This window comes from Streptomyces rectiviolaceus, assembly GCF_039533825.1.
Taxonomy (GTDB): domain Bacteria; phylum Actinomycetota; class Actinomycetes; order Streptomycetales; family Streptomycetaceae; genus Streptomyces; species Streptomyces rectiviolaceus.
In genome coordinates this window covers 49,604-67,153 of record NZ_BAAAUG010000019.1, presented here as the reverse complement: position 1 = coordinate 67,153, position 17,550 = coordinate 49,604, and the positions used below count along the sequence as shown (strand labels likewise).

The following is a 17,550-nucleotide window of genomic DNA, read 5'->3' as shown; positions in this document are numbered from 1 at the left end:
CTTCGTCATGCACCCGCTCGATCCCGGCGAACCGACCGCCATCGGGCCCTACCGGCTGCTCGGCCGACTGGGCTCGGGCGGCATGGGCCGGGTCTACCTGGGGCGCAGTTCGGGCGGCCGTACGGTCGCGGTGAAGGTCGTCCATCCGCACTTCGCCCTCGACGAGGAGTTCCGCGCCCGCTTCCGGCGCGAGGTGGACGCGGCGCGGCGGGTGGGCGGCGACTGGACGGCGCCGGTCCTCGACGCCGACCCGGAGGCGGCCGTCCCGTGGGTGGCCACGGGGTACGCGGCGGGTCCTTCCCTGGCCGATGCGGTACGCAACCAGTCCCCCCTCCCGGCTCATTCCGTACGGGTGATGGTCGCGGGCCTTGCCGAGGCGCTGACGCACGTACACGGCCTCGGCCTCGTGCACCGCGACGTCAAGCCGTCGAACGTCATGCTCACGATGGACGGTCCGCGGCTCATCGACTTCGGCATCGCACGGGCGACGGATGGCACGGCCTCGCTCACGTCGACGGGTGTCTCCGTCGGTTCGCCCGGCTACATGTCGCCGGAGCAGATCCTCGGCAAGGGCGTCGCCGGTTCGGCGGACGTCTTCTCGCTGGGAGCCGTACTCGTCTTCGCGGCGACGGGGGCGGGGCCGTTCCCGGGTGATTCGTCGGCCTCGCTGCTCTACAAGGTCGTGCACGAGGAGCCGGAACTTGGCGCGCTGGACGGCGATCTGCGCGACCTCGCACAGCAGTGCCTGGCCAAGGAGGCTGCCGCGCGCCCGGCTCCGGAGGAGATCGCGCGTCGGCTGGCGCCGTCGGGTGCGGACGAGCTTGTGGCGGCAGGTTGGCTGCCGGGTCCGCTGGTGGAGAGAGTCTCCAGGAGCGCGGTGCGGCTCCTGGACCTGGAGACGCACGGGGCCGGGGTGGCGGAACAGCCGTCGGGCCCGGTGCCGTTCGACGCGTCGAGCGGTAGCGGCACCTTCGGCCCCCCGGACCCGTCATACGCACCTTCCTCCCCTCCCCCTGCGTACGTCCCCACACAGACATCAGCACCCTCAGGACCGCCACCGCCCGGCCGCGTGACCGTCTCGGTCGCCGCGGACTCCACGCCCAGTGGCGCGGACGGGCGGGGCCGCAAGGTCAGTTGCACGCTCGTCCTGGGGGTGGCGGGCGCGCTGGCCGCGGTGACGGTCGGGTCCGTCTTCGTGCTGGGACTGCTCCCGGGGAACGAAGACGGTTCGAGCGACGCGCAGAAGCGGCCGCCCGCGGCGAGCGCGAGCGAGCAGCAGCCCGGTGACGGCGCGGACCAGGGCGGCGGCGAGGTCCCCGCCTCGTACCGCGGCACGTGGGAAGGCCAGGCGGTGGCGGCGAACGGAGCGGTCCCGATGGGGACGTTCCGACTCAAGGTCGAGCGGGGCAAGGTGGGCGAACGCTTCGCGGTCATGACCCAGACCGACCAACTGGGCGGGGTCTGCGCGGTGGACCTCACCCTGAAGTCGGTATCGGAGAAGGAGATCGTGGCGCGGGGCAAGGGGCAGGCGGACAGCGCGGCACAGTGCACGAAGAACACCCACACGGTGCGGCTCCGCCCAAAGGGCAACAACCTCCTCTACCTCTCGGAGAACGAGAAGTCCGGCAACCCCGAGGCCACCCTCTCCCGCCTGAACTGACCCCCCACACCTCCCTCTCCCCGAACAAACCTCTCCCACCCACCCACCCGTTCACCCCGCAGTGGCAGGGGGTGGGTGGGTTGTCCGTACGGATGGGGGTGGGTGGGGAACGTCCAGGCTCGGGGTGGGTGGGGAACGTGCACACCGGGTGGGTGGGGGACGTCTAGGCCAGGGTGGGTGGGGAACGTCAAGGCCAGGGTAGGTGGGAACGTCCAGGCCACGGTGGGGTGGGGCGTGCGGGTTGGGGGCGGTTGGCGTCGACAGGTGCGACGTCCCGCCGACAGGCGCCCGGGACCCACGCACCCGCAGTCGGCAGCGCTCGCGAGGGGACGGGCCGGTATGTCCGCCCGGAGCACGGCTCGCGGCGCTCCGGACCCGAAGTACCAAAGCGGCCACCGGACGATAGCGAGGACGGACATACCGGCGCGGCCCCGCCCCCAAGACGGACCAAGACCGCCCCAGCCCCAGCCCCCGGCACCGGGCCCGCATCCATCACATAGGCGTAGTAACAGTCACCGGCTCCCCGCTGCCCGTGTGCAGGAGGCCCTTGCCCGGTGCGATCGGGCCGCCGACCATGCTCCGGGTCGTGCGGATGCCGATCAGTTCGCCGCTCGACGAGTCCTGCGGCGAGAGCAGGATGCCGCGTCGGCCCTTCTTCGCCTCGACCTGCCAGCCGGAGAAGCCCCCGCACACCTCCTCCTCGTCGCCACCGATGACAAGCCCGAGGCCTCGCTCGGAGCCACGCTGCACCAGGCGCTTGAACTCGCGCTCGGCGTCGCAGTCCTCCAGGACCTCGCCGTCGTCGATGATCCACACGATCGGGTCCTCCGGTGACGCCGACTCGACGACTTCCTTGAAGTCGTCGCTCTCGATGTCGTCGTCCTTGAAGACCTTCAGCACGCCTTCCTGGCCGTCCAGTTCACGCAGAGGCGACGGCCTCGGAGCGGCGATCACGAGACGTACGCCCTGCGTCAGGTACGACCGCGCGATGTTCATCAGCGTCGTGCTCCGGCCCGACTTGGCCGGCCCCGCCACCACGAACGTAGGCACGCCCTGCGCCAGGTCGGGGCCGAAGCCCATGATGTCGTCGCCGCCGATGCCCGCGAGGGCCCACAGCTTGGAGCGCGAGGCGTCCGGGTCCCGCATCTCCCAGGCGTCGGCGAAGCCGATACGGCTCGGCAGGCTGTCCACCCGGAACGGCTTGCGCGAGCGCGGCACGTCCGCGTCCCGCACCGCCGCCGCCTCGCCGATCTCGGAGAGCGCCGCGGCCTGGCCCTGGCCGGTGGAGTCCTCGGCGAGGAGGGCGAACTGCGTCTCCGTGCCGTGCTCGTTCTTGAAGCCGCGCCCCGGCGGAATCTCCTCCGGCACCTTGCGCGCGTTCATGCCGAGCATCGAGAAGTCGGAGCGGTCGGCGAGCCGCAGGCCGTACTTGTCCTCGGTGAGCGAGGCCATGCGGCCGATGAGGACCTGGCGGTCACCGGTGATGACCAGGTGGATGCCGACGCTCGCGCCCTCACGCATCATCGCCTGCAGTTCGTCGGTCAGCTCACCGTGGTCGTACTCGCCGAGGGTCGGCAGCCAGCCCTCCCAGCGGTCCAGGAGCACCACGATGTGCGCGAGCCGCTCCTCCTCGGGCACCGCGGCCCGCTGCTCGCCGATGTCGGCGAAGCCCTTGTCGGCCAACAGGTCCTGGCGGCGCGTCAGTTCACCCTTGAGCCGGGTGACGAGACGCACCGCGCGCTCGGTCTGGTTACGGCTGACGACGGCGCCACAGTGCGGAAGCCGGGTCAGCGCGTTGAGCGCGCCGTTGCCGCAGTCGATGCCGTAGAGGTGGACGTCGGCAGAGGAGTGCGTACGGGCGATGGAGCCCGCGAGCGTACGCAGGATCTGCGAGCGGCCACTGCGCGGGGCGCCGCCGATGAGCAGGTGCCCGAAGGTGTCGAAGTTGACCGCGACCGGGCGGCGCGCCTGGTCGGACGGGATGTCCTCAAGGCCGTACGGAGCGGGGGCCAGCGCGCCCGGCTTGTCGCTCGCCGCGGGCAGCGGGATCTCGTCGAGCTGCAGCGATTCGGAGAGCGCGGGCAGCCACGGGCTGTGCTGGGCGGGGATGCCCATCGTCGTATTGGCGTCGCGCACGGCGTCCACGAGGACCTTGAGGTCGGTGATCTCCTCCTCCTCGCGCGCCGCTGCCTTGGGCTTCACAAGCGCGGCACGGCCCAGGTCCTCCCACCCGAGCGGACCCGCCCAGGGGGCAAGCAGCGCCGGGTCGGCCGCGCCGGGCCTGCGGCCACCGACGCGGCCTGACTGGAAGGGGACGAGCGAGGCGTGGCCGAGGCGGACGTAGGCGCGGCCCGGGGTGCTCTTGGCGATGTGCCCGGCCTCGGGGGAGTCGATGACGTCGCTCGACTCCGCGCCGTCCGTCACGCGCAGGGCGATACGGAGGTTGGTGTTGGCCCGGATCTCGGGGGACACGACACCGCTCGGACGCTGGGTGGCGAGGAGCAGGTGGATGCCGAGCGAACGGCCTCGCTGGGCGATGTTGACCAGACCCGTCACGAAGTCGGGCAGGTCACGCACCATCGAGGCGAACTCGTCGATGACGATGAGGAGCCGGGGCACGGGCGGCTGCGAGGGATCGCGGCGTACGAGGTCCTGGTAGTCCTCGATGTCCTTCGCGTCGGCGGCGGCGAGGATGTGCTCACGCCGCTTGAGCTCGGCGCCCAGCGACTCCAGGGCCCTCTCCACGAGGTGCGCGTCGAGGTCGGTGACCATGCCGACGGTGTGCGGCAGCTTCACACAGTCCTTGAAGGCGGACCCGCCCTTGTAGTCCACGAGCACGAAGGTCATGTTCTCGGGGGTGTTGGCGACGGCAAGCGCCGCCACGATGGTCTGAAGGAGCTCCGACTTACCGGAACCAGTCGTTCCGGCGATCAGGCCGTGCGGCCCGTCACGCCGCATGTCGATGCCGAAGGGCCCGTCGTACGACTCACCGATGACGGCCATCGTCGACTGTCCGCCCATCCGCCAGCGCGCGGTGATCTGGTCGGCTGTCGGCGGCTCCAGCTGGAGCACGTCGAGCAGCCGGCTGGAGCCGGGCAGCGCCGAGTCCTCGGTCTCGCCGCTGATGTCGCGCAGCGGCGAGAGGGCGCGCGCGAGCCGTCCGCACCAGGCGGGGGACACGAAGTCGGGGCGCACGGAGCGGATGCGGGCGGCGCCCGTCTGCTCGACGCGCAGCCGCAGCTCAAGGGGCTTCTCGGCGCCCTCCTCGCTGTCGTCGGCCTCGCTGGAGTGCCAGGCCTGGAAGGAGGGGAAGCCGCCGGGGGCGGGCGGGGCGGGCGTCCGGCCGCCGGGTGCGGGCCGGGCCGGGAGGCTGATCTCCTCGGGCCGCGGCTCGGCGATCACGATGGCCTGGCACTCGCCGGGCAGGAACCGCTCCTCGGCGTCGAGGCAGAGCGCGAACATGGACACGGAGGGCCCTTCGCGCAGCAGCTTCACCACACCGGGCATCGACCGAAGGCGCCGCGACCCGTCCCAGATGACCACGATGTCGGGGTCGCCGAAGGAGGCCCCGCCCTGCCGGTTGTTGTTCTCCTTGGCCGCCTTCTGGCGGGCGGCCAGGATCTGGGTCAGCTCACCGATGCGGGAGCCGACGGTCTCGGCGTCCGTCCCGATCAGTACGTTGGCGTCCTGCGCCCCGGAGGGCCGCGAGTGCGGCAGCCAGCGCGTCCAGTCCCAGGTCTGGCGCGCGGAGTTCTCGGTCAGTACGTAGAACTGGACGTCCAGCGGGCTGTGCAGCACCGCGGACTGCGCGACCGCCCAACGGCCGAGGGCCTGGGCGGAGTCGCCGGGCCCGGCTATGCCGATGACGCCGAGCTTGCGCAGCGAGAGCGCGACGGGCGCGTCCTCGATCTTCCAGGTGACCTCGCGCTTGTGGTCGTCCTGCTCGGGGTCGTCGAGCACGACCTCGGAGTCGAGCCGCCCGGTGCCGACACGGAGCAGCAGATGGTCCTCGTCGGTACGCCGCCGCTCCCACAGCCGCGTACGCGGTCCCGTGCTGAGGGAGAGGATCCCCGCCGGGCTGAGGATGGCCTGCCGCTTGTCGAGCCGCTCGGCGACCAGGGCTTCCTGGGCGTCCTTCTCGATCCGCTCCTTGTGCTCGTTGTACTCCTTGACCTGTTTGGCATGGGACTTGCGCCCGTGCTTCTTGTCCATGAAGTAGTTGCCGAACAGGATGAGCGGGCTGAGCGCCGCCATGATCAGGTAGTACCAGCGCTGGAAGATCATCGCCGAGACGACGGCGCCGACCAGCGGTGTGAGCGCCATCAGCCAGGGCAGCGGCCGGGCCTCGAAATCACGCACCGTATTGGGCAGCTTGAATTTGGTCTGCCGCTCGGGCGGACGCAGTCGGGGAGGCCGGTTGTAATCGAGTCCGGAACCGTCGTCGGACCACTTCAGAGCGGCATTGGGCGGGGCATAGCGGTCGAGTTCGAGAAGGGTGTTGCCGATGGCGATCTGAGCGCCGAGCGGCCACTCCCCCTTGTCGCGCTTTTCCCCTTCCTTGCCGCCCCGATTGCTCTTGCTCCCCTTATTGCCCTTATTCCCCTTACCCCTCTTGCGCCCTTTCTCGCCGCCCTCGTCCTTTTCGCCGCTCTCCTCGATTTCACCGAACGGCTTGCCTTCGAGGGTTACGTCGTCAATATCACCATGTACGGCGACTTGGCAGGTGCCATCGGTTGCAACTGACAACGTCAGGGCGCGTGCGGGCACTTCGGGATCATCGATGCGGATGTACGAGGCGGGTCCGCTGCCGATGTCGTAGCGCCCGATCCCGAGGCGGTGCACGGCGCCGGCCACGGGCCCGCCCGCGACGCGCAACTCGACCAGGCCGGTGGGCTCGCCGGGCAGGCAGCCCGCCGGATCGTGCAGGCTGACGACGGCGCCCTCGCGCAGCGGGGAGGTGCCGATCGTCGCGGAGGCGTCGATGGGGTAGCCGTCCACGAAGACGATCGGTGCCCCGCCCTGGCCGGGGCCCGGCTGGAGTTGATGCCCGCCGATGGGGATGATCTGGGCGTCGCCGCCGCTGTAACCCACATGTGAGGCCAGCTCCTTGGCGATGTCCCCCACGGAGGACTCAGGATCGGCGTCGAGCACGACGTCGGCGTTGGCGCCGCCGAGCGGATCGACGACGGTCAGAGTCAGGCGCACGATCGTCCTCCCCTTCAGCCCGCTGCGACCACTTCCGGAACGCGGTCACAGTGGCTGGTCCACAGTGCCTGTGAGGCTGTCCACAGTGCCTGTGACGATAGCCGCTCCACCCTTCCCGCAGGCAACGGGCTGTGCACGAGCTCATAGCAGAGCTGTGACTCAACCGGGGTGTGCTCACTTCTGCCCCACCCGTAAGCTGCTGACCCAAGAGCGGAAGATCGCACGAACGGCCGCACGGCCTTCGAGCGGCCCGCACTGAGGAGCCAAGGGGGATGGCCCTGCGGCGAGTTGGATTGGATGTGAAGCCACATGGCCAAAGACGCCGATATCACATATGAGGAGATGCGGACCGCGGCGGGCAAGCTGAACGACGCCAAGGACAAGATTGATGAGAAGCTCGACGCTCTTGAGCGCTTCATCGAGAACCTGGTGAAGAACGGCTACACGACTCGCAAGGGTTCGCAGGCCTTCGAGGACTCCTTCAAGGAGTTCAAGAAGGGCGCCAAGGACACCATTGAGGGCCTCACGGGCATGGGCAAGTTCCTGACCAGCGCCGCGAAGGCGTACGAGGACCTGGATGACGACCTCGCCAGGGGTGTCAAGGGCAAGTAGTCACGCCCTTGAGCTGGTGAACCAAGCCGGTGCGACGGACCGCCTTCACGGCGGACTGTCGCACCGGTCGCATGTAGGCAGTGAATGTGTGAATTACGTGAATCGCGTGAATGCCATGGGGGCACTGTGGGCGGCGGTGGCGACCGGGCCAAATTGGACCTTGACGTGATCAAGGGCATGGGCACCGGACTCAACAACGTGAAGAAGGCCTTCGACGGCCTGGAGGATCTCGGCGGTCAGTACGAGGACGACTTCGGAAACGGCGACCTCGCCGACAAGTTCGGTGATTTCGCGGACAACTGGAAGCTGAGCCGCAAACGGCTGACGGACGAGATCGACGCGCTCGCGCAGATCGCCAAGGCCGCGGCGGAAGCGTACGAGGACATCGACCACCAACTGGCCGAGGCGATCCGTGGTGCGCAGGACCCCAAGTCGAAGAAGAAGGGCTGACTCATGGCCGGACGCCCACGCGATTGGCACCCGGTCGCGGACAGCGACCCCATTCCCGGTGACGCTGACCGGGTCGCGAACCTGGGGAAGAAACTCCGCAAGACCGCCGATGAGCTCGAGAAGCAGATCAAGAACATCAAGGCGGTCTCCGAGGTGGAGGCCTGGGACAGCAAGGCGGGCAAGGAGTTCCGCGAAAAGGCGCAGGGCAACGTCAAGAAGCTGGAAGCCGCCTTCAAGAGGTACGACACGGCGGCGGACGCCTTCGGCAGCGAAGTGACCGAGGTGGGCGGCAGGTTCGACGACAAGCTGCACGCCAAGCCGAAGAACTACGCCTCCGACCTGAACCGCGCCCAGGAGATGGCGGACCTCGCCCTCAAGGAGGCGCAGGACGCGGACGAGCGCAAGAGCGCCAGCCAGAAGAGCCTGGACGGCCTTTCGGACGACAAGAGCAAGAAGGACGGCAAGGACAGCAAGGACGACAAGAAGAAGCTTGAGGAGGCGCGGGACAGCGCGGGCGACGACGTCGAGGCCGCCAGGCAGAAGATCGATCAGGCCAAGAAGGTCCGCGACGACGCGGCGAAGCGCGCGCGTGACGCGATCGAGGACGTCATCGCCGACGACTCCCTGAAGGACGGCTTCTGGGAGAGCCTCGTCGACGACATCAAGTCGGTGACGGAGTTGATCTCCACCGTCTGCGGAATCCTCTCCCTCGTGGTCGGCTGGATTCCCGTCATCGGACAGGCATTGGCGGGAGTCCTAGGTGCGATAGCCATGATCGCCACGCTGATCACCACCATTTGCACCATCATCCAGGTCTTCCAGGGCAATGCCGACTGGATGGACGTGGGTCTGGCGGCCGTCGGATTCCTGCTGATGGGCGTGGGCAAGGCCTTCTCGAAGGTGGCGGGGAAGTTCGCCAAGACGGCGCTCAGCAAGATGGGCCGGGCCGGAAAGGCGCGGACCACGAAGCAGATCACCAGGGCGAACAAGAACCTGCGAAAGCTTTCCGGGAAGAAGTTCAAGCTGGAGCAGGGCGACGGCTGGAAGTCCCTCAAGGAACCGTTCACCGAACCGTTCTCGAAGGCGGCCTGGGGCAAGAACCTCAAGACCCTCAAGCCGGGCGAAGGGAACTTCGCGGCCGCCAGGAACGAACTGGCGGAGCGGGGCGGCGGAAGCGCCTTCAAGGGCATCGGAAAGTCGTTCTCCATGGCCGACCCCGGTGTCGCGTCCGACCTGAAGTCGATCAAGTCGGGAGCGGCCGGACTCGGTAATTTCGACGTAAATGCCGTGAGTCAGATCTCGAAGACGGCGACGCGTCTTGGGGTCACCGGGGCGGGCATTACGCTGGCCGGCCTCGGCCTTGACGGTAATCTCAACCCGCTCGTGGCCTGAGCCCACACCTAAGAAGGAACGCAGTGAACACACCTGACGACGACGTCCCGGCGCTGTCCGAGGATTTCGCGGTCCGCCTCGACCTTCAGCCCGGCTGGGTCGACCTGACGCTGCGCGAGAACTCGAAGGCCGAGGCGAAGGCGCTGGCCACGAAGACCGTCAACGAACTCAACCCGCTCTCCCTGGAGATCGAGAAGAGCGCGGTCTTCGACGACATGGCCGAGCGCGCGCTCAACCTCAACGAGGACGCCCCGGCGCTGGCGGCGGCGTACTACGCGGAGAGCGGTGAGGGCCTGATCAACTTGATGATCGACTCGTACGGCGACGAGGGCGTCCCGCGCCCCACGGCGGACGAGGTCCTCCCTCTGCTCCTGGAGTGGGAGAACGGCGAGGTCGTGGGTGAGCCGGAGGTGACCCGCCTGGAGCTGTCGGCGGGCCCCGCGATGCGGGTCCAGGCGACGCTGAAGATCAAGCGAATGTTCGGCCTCGGCCGCCGCATCACCGAGTTCGTGAAGTACGCGGTATTTCCGCCCGGCATGCAGAGCCTGGTCGTCGTCACGGCGACATGGGAGAAGATCCAGCTGACGGAGGAGAACGCACAGCGCGTGGACGAGATCGTCCCGACGCTGAGGCTGGATCTGGTGGACGGGGACGGAAACGAAATCGCCCCGAAGCCGGAACCCGGACAATCCTGAGTGAATTCGAGAATCTGATGAAGAACGCCAGCGAGTTCACGTCGCCGCCCTCCGACTACAACGTCATCGTCCCCGACGGCTGGTTCCAGCTGCCGCTCGCCCCGGAGCACCGCGACCGAGGCATCATGGCCCTCGCGGACCAGCAGTTCCGCGGCGTGGACAACGCCCCGCACATCAAGAAGCAGTTCATGCGGGAACTGCAGCGCAGGGCAAAGGACGCCTACAACGTCGGCGGCACGGAGCTCTACATCTCGACCCTGACGGTCGGCCAGCTCCCGCTGTCCTCCTCGCTCCTCATCAGCATTCCGGGACCCGACGAGTGGCCGAAGATCGCGGACCCGTATGACCTGGCGGAGCACTTGGCATCCAAGAGCACCACCAGTTCCGAGGACCGGGAGAAGCCCGACGCGTCCGACGATCCCGACGAGCCCGACGAGTCCCGTGCAGAACTGGACGTGGTGACGCTGGCGGCCGCGGGCAAGGCCGTCCGCCAGCGCCGCAGGGAGTCCCCGGACCCCTCGTCGCAGCTCGGCAGCACGCTCCCGAACACCCTCGTCACGTACTACGTCCCGATCCCCGCGACCAAGAGCTGGCTGCTCCTGAACTTCTCCACGCCCATGGACCCGCTGGCGGACAAGATGGTGGAGCTGTTCGACGTCGTGGCCGGAACGCTGCACTGGGACTGACCAATGACACGCACAGACGGCGCCCCCGACCCCGGCCCCCGCTCTCGGACCCGCGACGGCTTCGCCATCGCGGCCTTCGTACTGGCGCTGCTCGCCCTGGCCGCCGGTTTCTTCTGGGCGAAGGACACCTGGCGCACGGTGATCCGCGAGTCCCCGAACCTGATCGCGGACTGGCCGGGCGGCCCCTGGGTCTTCGGGATCATGGCGGGGGTCCTTGCGGTGGCCGGAGCGTACGCAGGCCTGTGGGCATCCAGCGCCCTCCAGGGCACGGAAGCCCCGCGACGCATCGCTCGACGCACGGCCACAACAGCGTGCTGGGCCCTGCCGCTGCTCCTGACGCTGTACGTCCTCTCGGCGCTCCCGGGCCGCAACTGCGGCTCTTCGTCACCGAGTTGCGAGGAAATCGACGGCGCGTTCCCCGCGCTCCTGACGTACGCCGTCACCGCGGCGGCCGTGGGCTGGGGAACGTACCGCGTGCGGAGCGCTCGCGAGGAGCAGCGCCGCGCGGTACAGCAGGCGAGGCTGCGAAAGCTGCGAAAGAAGGGCAAGGGGAAGAGCCGGGCGGCGAGCTAGGCAGACGCCTCGCCGCCCCGGCTGGTCAGCGGTTGATGGACTGGATTTCCTCGACCGTGATGTCCTGCGTGGTGCCGAAGGTACCCGCGGGGAGATTTCCGCCGGGGACCCCTGTGCCCTCCCACGTGACCTTCCACGTGATGGTGGCCTTGAGTTCGTACGTCCCGTCGCCGGACGAGCGGAGGTAGGTCACGCCGCACGGTGGGGTCTTCTCGGCGTTGCCCCGGACGTACGGGGAGCCGATGCTGCCGTCCTCGTTGATGGCGCACTCCCCGGAGGCGGGATGGCTCTTCGCGTCCTTCGTGCCGGGCTCGATCCGGAGGGACCGCGGCTCGGCGGTGGTCGTGGCCTCGATGTTCTGGCCGCCGGCGTTGAGCGATGCGGTCACCGAGACGGGCTTGAACTTCGCCTTGTCCAGCCAGGCCCAGGTGTGGAGATTCACCTTCGTGACGTTGTCCGGAGCGAGCGTGACCTTGGTTCCGGGGATCTTGATCTTCGCGTAGGCGAGTTCGGCAAGAACCTCGGGCGTGACCGCGTTCTCGACGTTCGGGGGCTCGCCGTTGTCGACCCAGAAGGGCGGCTTCTTGCAGGCGAAGATGTCGCCGCCCTCTTCGTAGGGAAGGGCGGCACGGTCCCAGAACATGCCCTTTCCCTTCTTGTCCATGTTGTAGTTCTTGTAGGGGTGACCTTCGACGTAGTGCTTCTCGAAGGCGGCGACCGCTTCCCCGAGCCCACTGGCGTGGGGGAGGTTCTTCGTCTTCTGGTGGTCCGCCTTGAGCTGCTCCGGCGTGTACTTGGGCTCGTACCAGCAGGGCGGCGGGGCCCAGTCGGCGGAGGACACCGTCAGTGGTCCGCGGGCCTTGCCGGTGCCGTTGCGGGACAGGTCGAACCGGACGACGGAGGCTATCTCCTCGTCGTTCTTCTCACCGGACTGCTCGACGTTGCCCTCTGACCCGCCGCCGGGCCCGTCGGCAAAGGCGTTGCTGGGGATGACCGAGATGCCCAAGACGGCAAGTACGAGTGCGGTACCCCTCAAGGGCCTTCTCACGGCTGGCACTGGCTGGCTCCCCGTTCCGACGAGACGGCGGTGGTCTTCCACACGCCCTTGGCGCTGCGCTTCAGGCTGGCGTCGTAGAAGACATAGGACTTCTTCGTCACCGGAGTCTTCTCAGGCTTGTCGGTCTTTCGGTCCTTGCCGAACCACTTGCTCTCGTCGCTGCAGTACGTGAGACGTGCGGAGCCGTCCTCGCGGAACGCCACGGTGCGGTCGAAGAACCGGACCGTCCCCGTGACGGAGTAGCCGTCGTCCACGACCGACTTGATCCACTCCACAGCGCTGGTGGCGCCTTCGCCCTCTGAGTAGAACTGGACGGCTTCGGAGCTCGGATCGCCCTTGATGATGGCGGCGTCGATGGCGCGGTGGCGCTCGGCGTTGTCCACGAGTACGGCGTCCTTCTTGGCGTCACCCGTCTTTCCGCCCTCAAAGACGAGTACGTCGTCCTTGGGGAGCTTCACCTTCGGGCGGCCGGCGCTGTCGTCAGCGGATGCGCTCGGTGAGGCGGACTTCTTCGCGTCGCCCTGGTCGGCGCCTGCGATCTTGTCCTTGTCCTTGGACTCGCCGTCGTCGCCGCTCCCGCAGGCCGTCAGAAGCAGGGCTGCGGTCGCGGCGAGCGCGGCGGCGACGTGCGTGGTGCGGCGGTTCACAGTCGGCTCCCGGTGGGGCGAGGGGGTCTCCAAAGCGCCGACGCTATCCGTGAGGTTGCTGGTTCCACCAGAGTTGATAACGGGGCAAGGAGGCAGATTTCGGTGAACTGTCATCGTGTCGTGACGCGAAGTGGGAGGCCCGCAACCTCAGTTGAGCTTCTTCTCCTGGGACTTGACCACAGCCGGGAAGACCTTCGCGTCGCCGGAACGTGACTGCATGAACGCGTTGCCGTCCACGGCGAAGTAGACGGCGATGGTGTCGCCGTGGCGGGTGGCCTGGGTGCGTACGGTGTGCGTGTCGCTCTGGTACTTGGTCATGGCCCTGAAGGCCAGGGACTCGTCGGCGCCGGGCGTCGGGGCGGTCCCGGTGGTCTCGGGGGTGACGGACTCGTACGCGTTGGACGCCTTGTCCCCCTTAGCCGTGAAGCCTCCCTTGCAGCCGCTGACCGCCTTGGCCATGTCGGCCATGGCGGCCTGTGCCTTCCCGGGCGCGTACGTCGCCAGCGTGACGTAGGTGAAGGTGCCGTCGAACTCCTTCTTCTCGGCGACGCGGACGAAACTGTCCTGGGTGTCGCCGACGGGGAACTGGCTCATCGCGTACCCGAGCGGGGCGCAGAGGGGCTTGCTGAGCTTGATGTTGTCCCTCGACTTCGCGAAGACGAAGTTGTCGGAGGGCTCTACGACGGCGTGGGCGGGCACTTCGTTCTTGGTCAGGGCGAGCTGGGCGGCCGATTTCGTGGGCTTCTTCTTGGCGGCGGGCGCGGAGGAGCCGGCCGCCTTGTCGGAGCTTCCGCCCTTGCTGCCCTTGCCCCCCTTGTCGTCATCGCCGCTGCCGCAGGCCGTCAGCGTCAGGAGGAGCGCGGCTGCTGTGGTGAGGGAGGCGGCGATGGGCAGGGTACGGCCGTTCACTGGGGGCTCCCGGTGGGGGTGAGGGATGTGTGGGGGTGGAGTGGTTGACGTTAGCGGTGGGGTTGTCGGCTCCACCAGGGCCTACCCCCGCCCCCGCGAAGAGTCCCCCCGCCCTACCCGCGCCGCAAGCCCCTCGCTCTCACCGTCCGCGCCCCGCAGCAGCGACCCGTACCCCGTGGCCGCCCACACGCTCCGCTCGCCCGGCACCTCGAAGTACGGCACCCTGCGGCCATCGGCACCCTCGTCCGTCAGTACCTCCGGCGCCCGGCGGGCACGGACCGCCGCCCCGCACTCCTCGCACGCCGCGACGTCCAGCTGATCGCGTCGGCCCAGCGGACGCCACCGGATGCGGAGGTCGGCGCGGCCGTGCAGTGGGTTGAAGAAGCAGAGGGGGAGCGGCGCGGGTGTGGCCTCCTCCAGCGCGTCCCGGCCCTCCGTGACCAGGGCAAGGACGCCCGCCAGGTCCGGCAGTCCGCGTGCCGCGTCGAGGACCGTGCCCGCTGCGGCGTAGGCGTCAAGTGCGCGTTGCAGGCCGGGAGTTGATGTGTCGGCGGACTGGGCCGCCTCGCCGAGGGCGAGGACCTCCGCCTCGGTCTGGCGGCGCAGCGCCGCCTCGTCCGCCGTGCGCGCCGCGGCGAACACCGCCTGGGGGAAGGCGAAGGGCGAGCCGGTCGCGCTCGGGTAGCGCTGAGGGCCGGTGCTCCTGCTGCTCCCTCGGTTCCGGCGGCGTACACGTACACGTGCGCGTACGAAGAAGAGCAGAACCCCTGCGGCCAGGGCGAGAGCGACGGCGACGGCGACCGCGACCGGCAGCGGCCAGGCGGAGCCATTGTCATCCGCATCCGCCCCGTCGGTGTCCCCGCGTGGCAGGCTGCCGTCCCCGCTGCCACCGTCACCGTCCCGCAGATGCTCCGTGGCGTCTTCGTACACCTTCGTGCCGTCGCCCTCCGCGATCAGCTCGATGGCCCTCTCCGTCTGCTCCGCGAGCCCCGCGTCCTTCGTCTCGTCGAGGAAACCGACCGCACCCACCGCGTCGCGGGCCTGGTGCTTGGCGTCGTCCGGCCACTCGTAGCCGTTGAGGTCTCCGCTCCACTTGTCGCCGCCCGTGACGAGGATGAGCTCGCGGCGGTCGACGCGGTCGTGCACGACTTCCGCGAAGGCGTCGGCCTCGCCGTCGTACGCGTCGCCCTGCACGATCGGCACCAAGGCGACCTTGATCGGCAGCCCGGTCTTCTCGATCTGTCGTACGAGCTGCCTCTGGCGGGCGGGAGGCACGGAGTCGGCGTAGGCGGAATCGACGTACACCGGCGACCGGCGCAGCGCGTCGGCCACCTTCTCGCCCGGACTCGGCGCCCCGGGCGCCTGCGCGTCCACCGGCAAGGCGGCGGCGACGAGCGCCGCGAGGGCGACGCCCGCCGTCGTGAGGGCACGCTTCACGTCACTGGACACCTGCGTACTCCCTTACCTGGCGGATGAGTTGAGGGATCCCGTCACGAGCCGCGGGCAGCGGACCCGGCACTTCCTCGTACGGCACGCGCTCGCCCCGCCGCGGGCCCGGCAGCGTGAGCCGGAGCGTGTAGGCGAGGCGCGGTTGCACGGATACAAGGACGCGGCACTGCGCGCACACCGGGATGGTGCGCAGGCGCTGGTCGTCGGGCGCGTACTGGGCGTCGCGCCATCCCGTGGCCGGGCCGTGCAGCGGGTTGAGCGCGCAGCAGGTCTTGTCGGCCCCGACGAGCGCGCCGCGGCCCGCTCGGGCGAGGACGACGGCGGCCGCGAGGTCGGCGGGAGTGGCGTCGTCGTCGATGTGCCCGTCAGGATCGCGGTCGGCGAGGAGCGTCGCGGTGTCGAGGCAGTCCCAGACGCGGGTACGGACGGCGGACGCGAGCGCGGCCTGGTCCTGCTGGTCCTGCTGGTCGAACTCGCGGGCAAGCGCGTCGAGTTCGTCGCGCGCCGTGCGGCGCAGGTAGCCGAGGGAAGGGTCCGGGGGAGCCTCGAAGGAGGTGGTGGCGGAAGGGGTCGACGTCGTACGTGGCCGACGCAGACCCGGCACCGCGAGGCGCAGCAGCCCGAGCAGCGCGGCCACGATCCCGAAGACGAGACCGGCCGCGAACGCGCCGACCAGGAGCCCCGGCCAGAAGTCGCCGGAGAAGAGCGGCGAGAGTTCGTTCTCCTCGACGGGGTCCGGCGCGTCGTCCATGGCGAGCGATGAGGTCTCGGGCTGCTCGGTGCGCGGTGCCTTGCCGAGGAACGTCATCAGGTCGTCGAGCCGCTCGCCGAGCCGGTGGTCGGCGGAGCGGTCGTCGTCATCGCCGTAGCGGATGGAGTCGGGGAGATCGAAGGCGATGAGGTTGGCGTCGATGCGTACGTCGTACGTCACGACGTCGATGGAGCCCCCGAGCGGATCGGCGACGACGTACACGCCGTGGTCGCCCTTCGCGCCCATCTTCTGCCGCACGGCTTCCACGAACTGCTCGGGATCGCCCGCGGACTCGTCCTCGGTGAGCTGCGGCACGACGGCGACGAACACCGGCCCACGCCCGAACTCCGCTACCCGGTCGCCCAGTTCACGCCTCTGCGCGGAGTCGAGTACGCGCGGGCTCTCGGGATCGCCGTAGACCGGACCGCTCTTGCGCAGCCCGTCGGCGACGCGCTCCACGCGGCTCGACAGGTCGGAGGCGGTGGGAGGCGGCGCCGCGCCGGACGTCTCCTGGTCGAAGACGAGGGAGGCACCGAGGGCGATCGCCCCGGCGACGAGAACGGCCGCGCCCGCCTCCACGCGACGCGCGGTGAGACGGCGCGGGACCGCTGCCTCGGGGGCCGCTGCCTTGGGGGCCGCCGCCTTCGGGGCGCCGGCGCCCGTCACGCGACGACGCCACCTGCGTACGTACGGACTGATACCGACGATCAGCAGCGGTACGCCGCTGAGGGCGATCCCGGTGACGAACGACTGATTGTCGCGGTCGACGGGATCGATGTGCATCTTCGCGGCTTCCCCGCCGGTCTCGCCGTGCTTCTCGCGGGCGGCTTCCGCGCGCTCGGCGGCCTTCTCGCCGCCCTGCGCGATAACGTCGGTGAACCGCTCGAAGCTGAGCAACGGGCCCGCGTCGTAGGGGAGTTCATAGAGGGCGACGGTCGACGCGTCGTCGGCGGGCGCCCGCACCCCGAAGGCGGTGGCCTCGGCGACGCCCATGTCGTCGACGAGCACATACAGCCCGTCCCGCCCCAGCCGGTCATGCACGGCCGCGAGCAGCCGGTCACTGCCGACGCCTTGCTCGGGCAGTACGAGGACGTAGGTGGGGACCTTGGTCCGCTGGGCCAGCTTCTTGAACTGCGGGGCGGTGGAGCGGGGGACGTCGCGGGGGAGTTGGTCGGTCACGTAGACGGGGTCGGCGCGGAGGAGGTCGGCGAGGGCGGCGGCTTGGGTGGGGGCGGTCGCGGTGCCGGACTTCGCGGCGGCATGGGCCGTGCCAGCACCGGTTCCGGTGCTGACGCCGACGCCGAACAGGAGGAGCGGACAAAGGGCAGCAAGCAACGCGAGGCGGCGCCACCCGCAGGGGCTCACGTGCGGTATGCCGCGACCACCACCACCGCCGGGACCGCCACCACCGCCCCTGTCCGCCCGCTCGCCGGCACGGTTCCCTGTCACGCTCACCAGCCCCAC

13 protein-coding genes are annotated in these 17,550 nt (G+C 69.5%); 7 read left to right on the top strand and 6 right to left on the bottom strand.

Annotation, left to right across the window (positions count from 1 at the left end; genetic code table 11):
• Positions 1–7 precede the first annotated feature (7 nt).
• Positions 8–1,660, top strand: a complete 1,653-nt coding sequence (locus ABD378_RS04615) for a serine/threonine-protein kinase (RefSeq protein ID WP_344519081.1) — start codon at positions 8–10, stop codon at positions 1,658–1,660.
• A gap of 492 nt (positions 1,661–2,152) precedes the next feature.
• Here ABD378_RS04615 and ABD378_RS04610 read toward each other — a convergent pair whose 3' ends face one another.
• Positions 2,153–6,865, bottom strand: coding sequence for an FtsK/SpoIIIE domain-containing protein (locus ABD378_RS04610; protein WP_344519080.1), 4,713 nt, complete (start codon positions 6,863–6,865; stop codon positions 2,153–2,155).
• A gap of 309 nt (positions 6,866–7,174) precedes the next feature.
• Here ABD378_RS04610 and ABD378_RS04605 point away from each other — a divergent pair, with 309 nt between their 5' ends.
• From ABD378_RS04605 to ABD378_RS04580, 6 genes are all read left to right on the top strand, one after another.
• The gene (locus tag ABD378_RS04605) at positions 7,175–7,477 is read left to right on the top strand and encodes a WXG100 family type VII secretion target (RefSeq protein WP_249588461.1); all 303 of its coding nucleotides are present in this window, start codon (positions 7,175–7,177) and stop codon (positions 7,475–7,477) included.
• 153 nt (positions 7,478–7,630) lie between these two features.
• Positions 7,631–7,927, top strand: coding sequence for a hypothetical protein (locus ABD378_RS04600; RefSeq protein ID WP_344519078.1), 297 nt, complete (start codon positions 7,631–7,633; stop codon positions 7,925–7,927).
• Between the two features lie 3 nt (positions 7,928–7,930).
• Positions 7,931–9,319, top strand: coding sequence for a hypothetical protein (locus ABD378_RS04595; protein ID WP_344519077.1), 1,389 nt, complete (start codon positions 7,931–7,933; stop codon positions 9,317–9,319).
• A 23-nt stretch (positions 9,320–9,342) separates the two neighbouring features.
• A complete protein-coding gene (locus tag ABD378_RS04590; RefSeq protein WP_344519075.1) occupies positions 9,343–10,014 on the top strand; it encodes a hypothetical protein in 672 nt (223 codons plus the stop codon).
• Positions 10,015–10,031: 17 nt separating this feature from the next.
• Positions 10,032–10,700 (top strand): hypothetical protein, encoded by a 669-nt coding sequence (locus ABD378_RS04585; protein WP_344519074.1) that lies wholly within the window; start codon positions 10,032–10,034, stop codon positions 10,698–10,700.
• A gap of 3 nt (positions 10,701–10,703) precedes the next feature.
• Entirely contained in the window at positions 10,704–11,273 is a 570-nt protein-coding gene (locus ABD378_RS04580; protein ID WP_344519073.1) for a hypothetical protein, read from the top strand.
• A 25-nt stretch (positions 11,274–11,298) separates the two neighbouring features.
• On the opposite strand, the gene ABD378_RS04575 is transcribed toward ABD378_RS04580, so the two are convergent.
• From ABD378_RS04575 to ABD378_RS04555, 5 genes are all read right to left on the bottom strand, one after another.
• Complete coding sequence (locus ABD378_RS04575) at positions 11,299–12,309, bottom strand: hypothetical protein (RefSeq protein ID WP_344519072.1); 1,011 nt, start codon at positions 12,307–12,309, stop codon at positions 11,299–11,301.
• An 8-nt stretch (positions 12,310–12,317) separates the two neighbouring features.
• Positions 12,318–12,977 (bottom strand): hypothetical protein, encoded by a 660-nt coding sequence (locus ABD378_RS04570; protein ID WP_344519071.1) that lies wholly within the window; start codon positions 12,975–12,977, stop codon positions 12,318–12,320.
• A gap of 147 nt (positions 12,978–13,124) precedes the next feature.
• On the bottom strand, positions 13,125–13,886 hold the full coding sequence (locus ABD378_RS04565; RefSeq protein WP_344519070.1) for a hypothetical protein: 762 nt from the start codon (positions 13,884–13,886) through the stop codon (positions 13,125–13,127).
• 81 nt (positions 13,887–13,967) lie between these two features.
• Positions 13,968–15,335 carry a hypothetical protein gene (locus ABD378_RS04560; RefSeq protein WP_344519069.1) on the bottom strand — a complete coding sequence of 456 codons (1,368 nt, stop codon included), beginning with the start codon at positions 15,333–15,335 and terminating at the stop codon, positions 13,968–13,970.
• Positions 15,325–17,541 carry a hypothetical protein gene (locus ABD378_RS04555; protein WP_344519068.1) on the bottom strand — a complete coding sequence of 739 codons (2,217 nt, stop codon included), beginning with the start codon at positions 17,539–17,541 and terminating at the stop codon, positions 15,325–15,327. Before ABD378_RS04555 ends, ABD378_RS04560 begins: the two co-directional genes overlap by 11 nt.
• Positions 17,542–17,550: the final 9 nt, after the last annotated feature.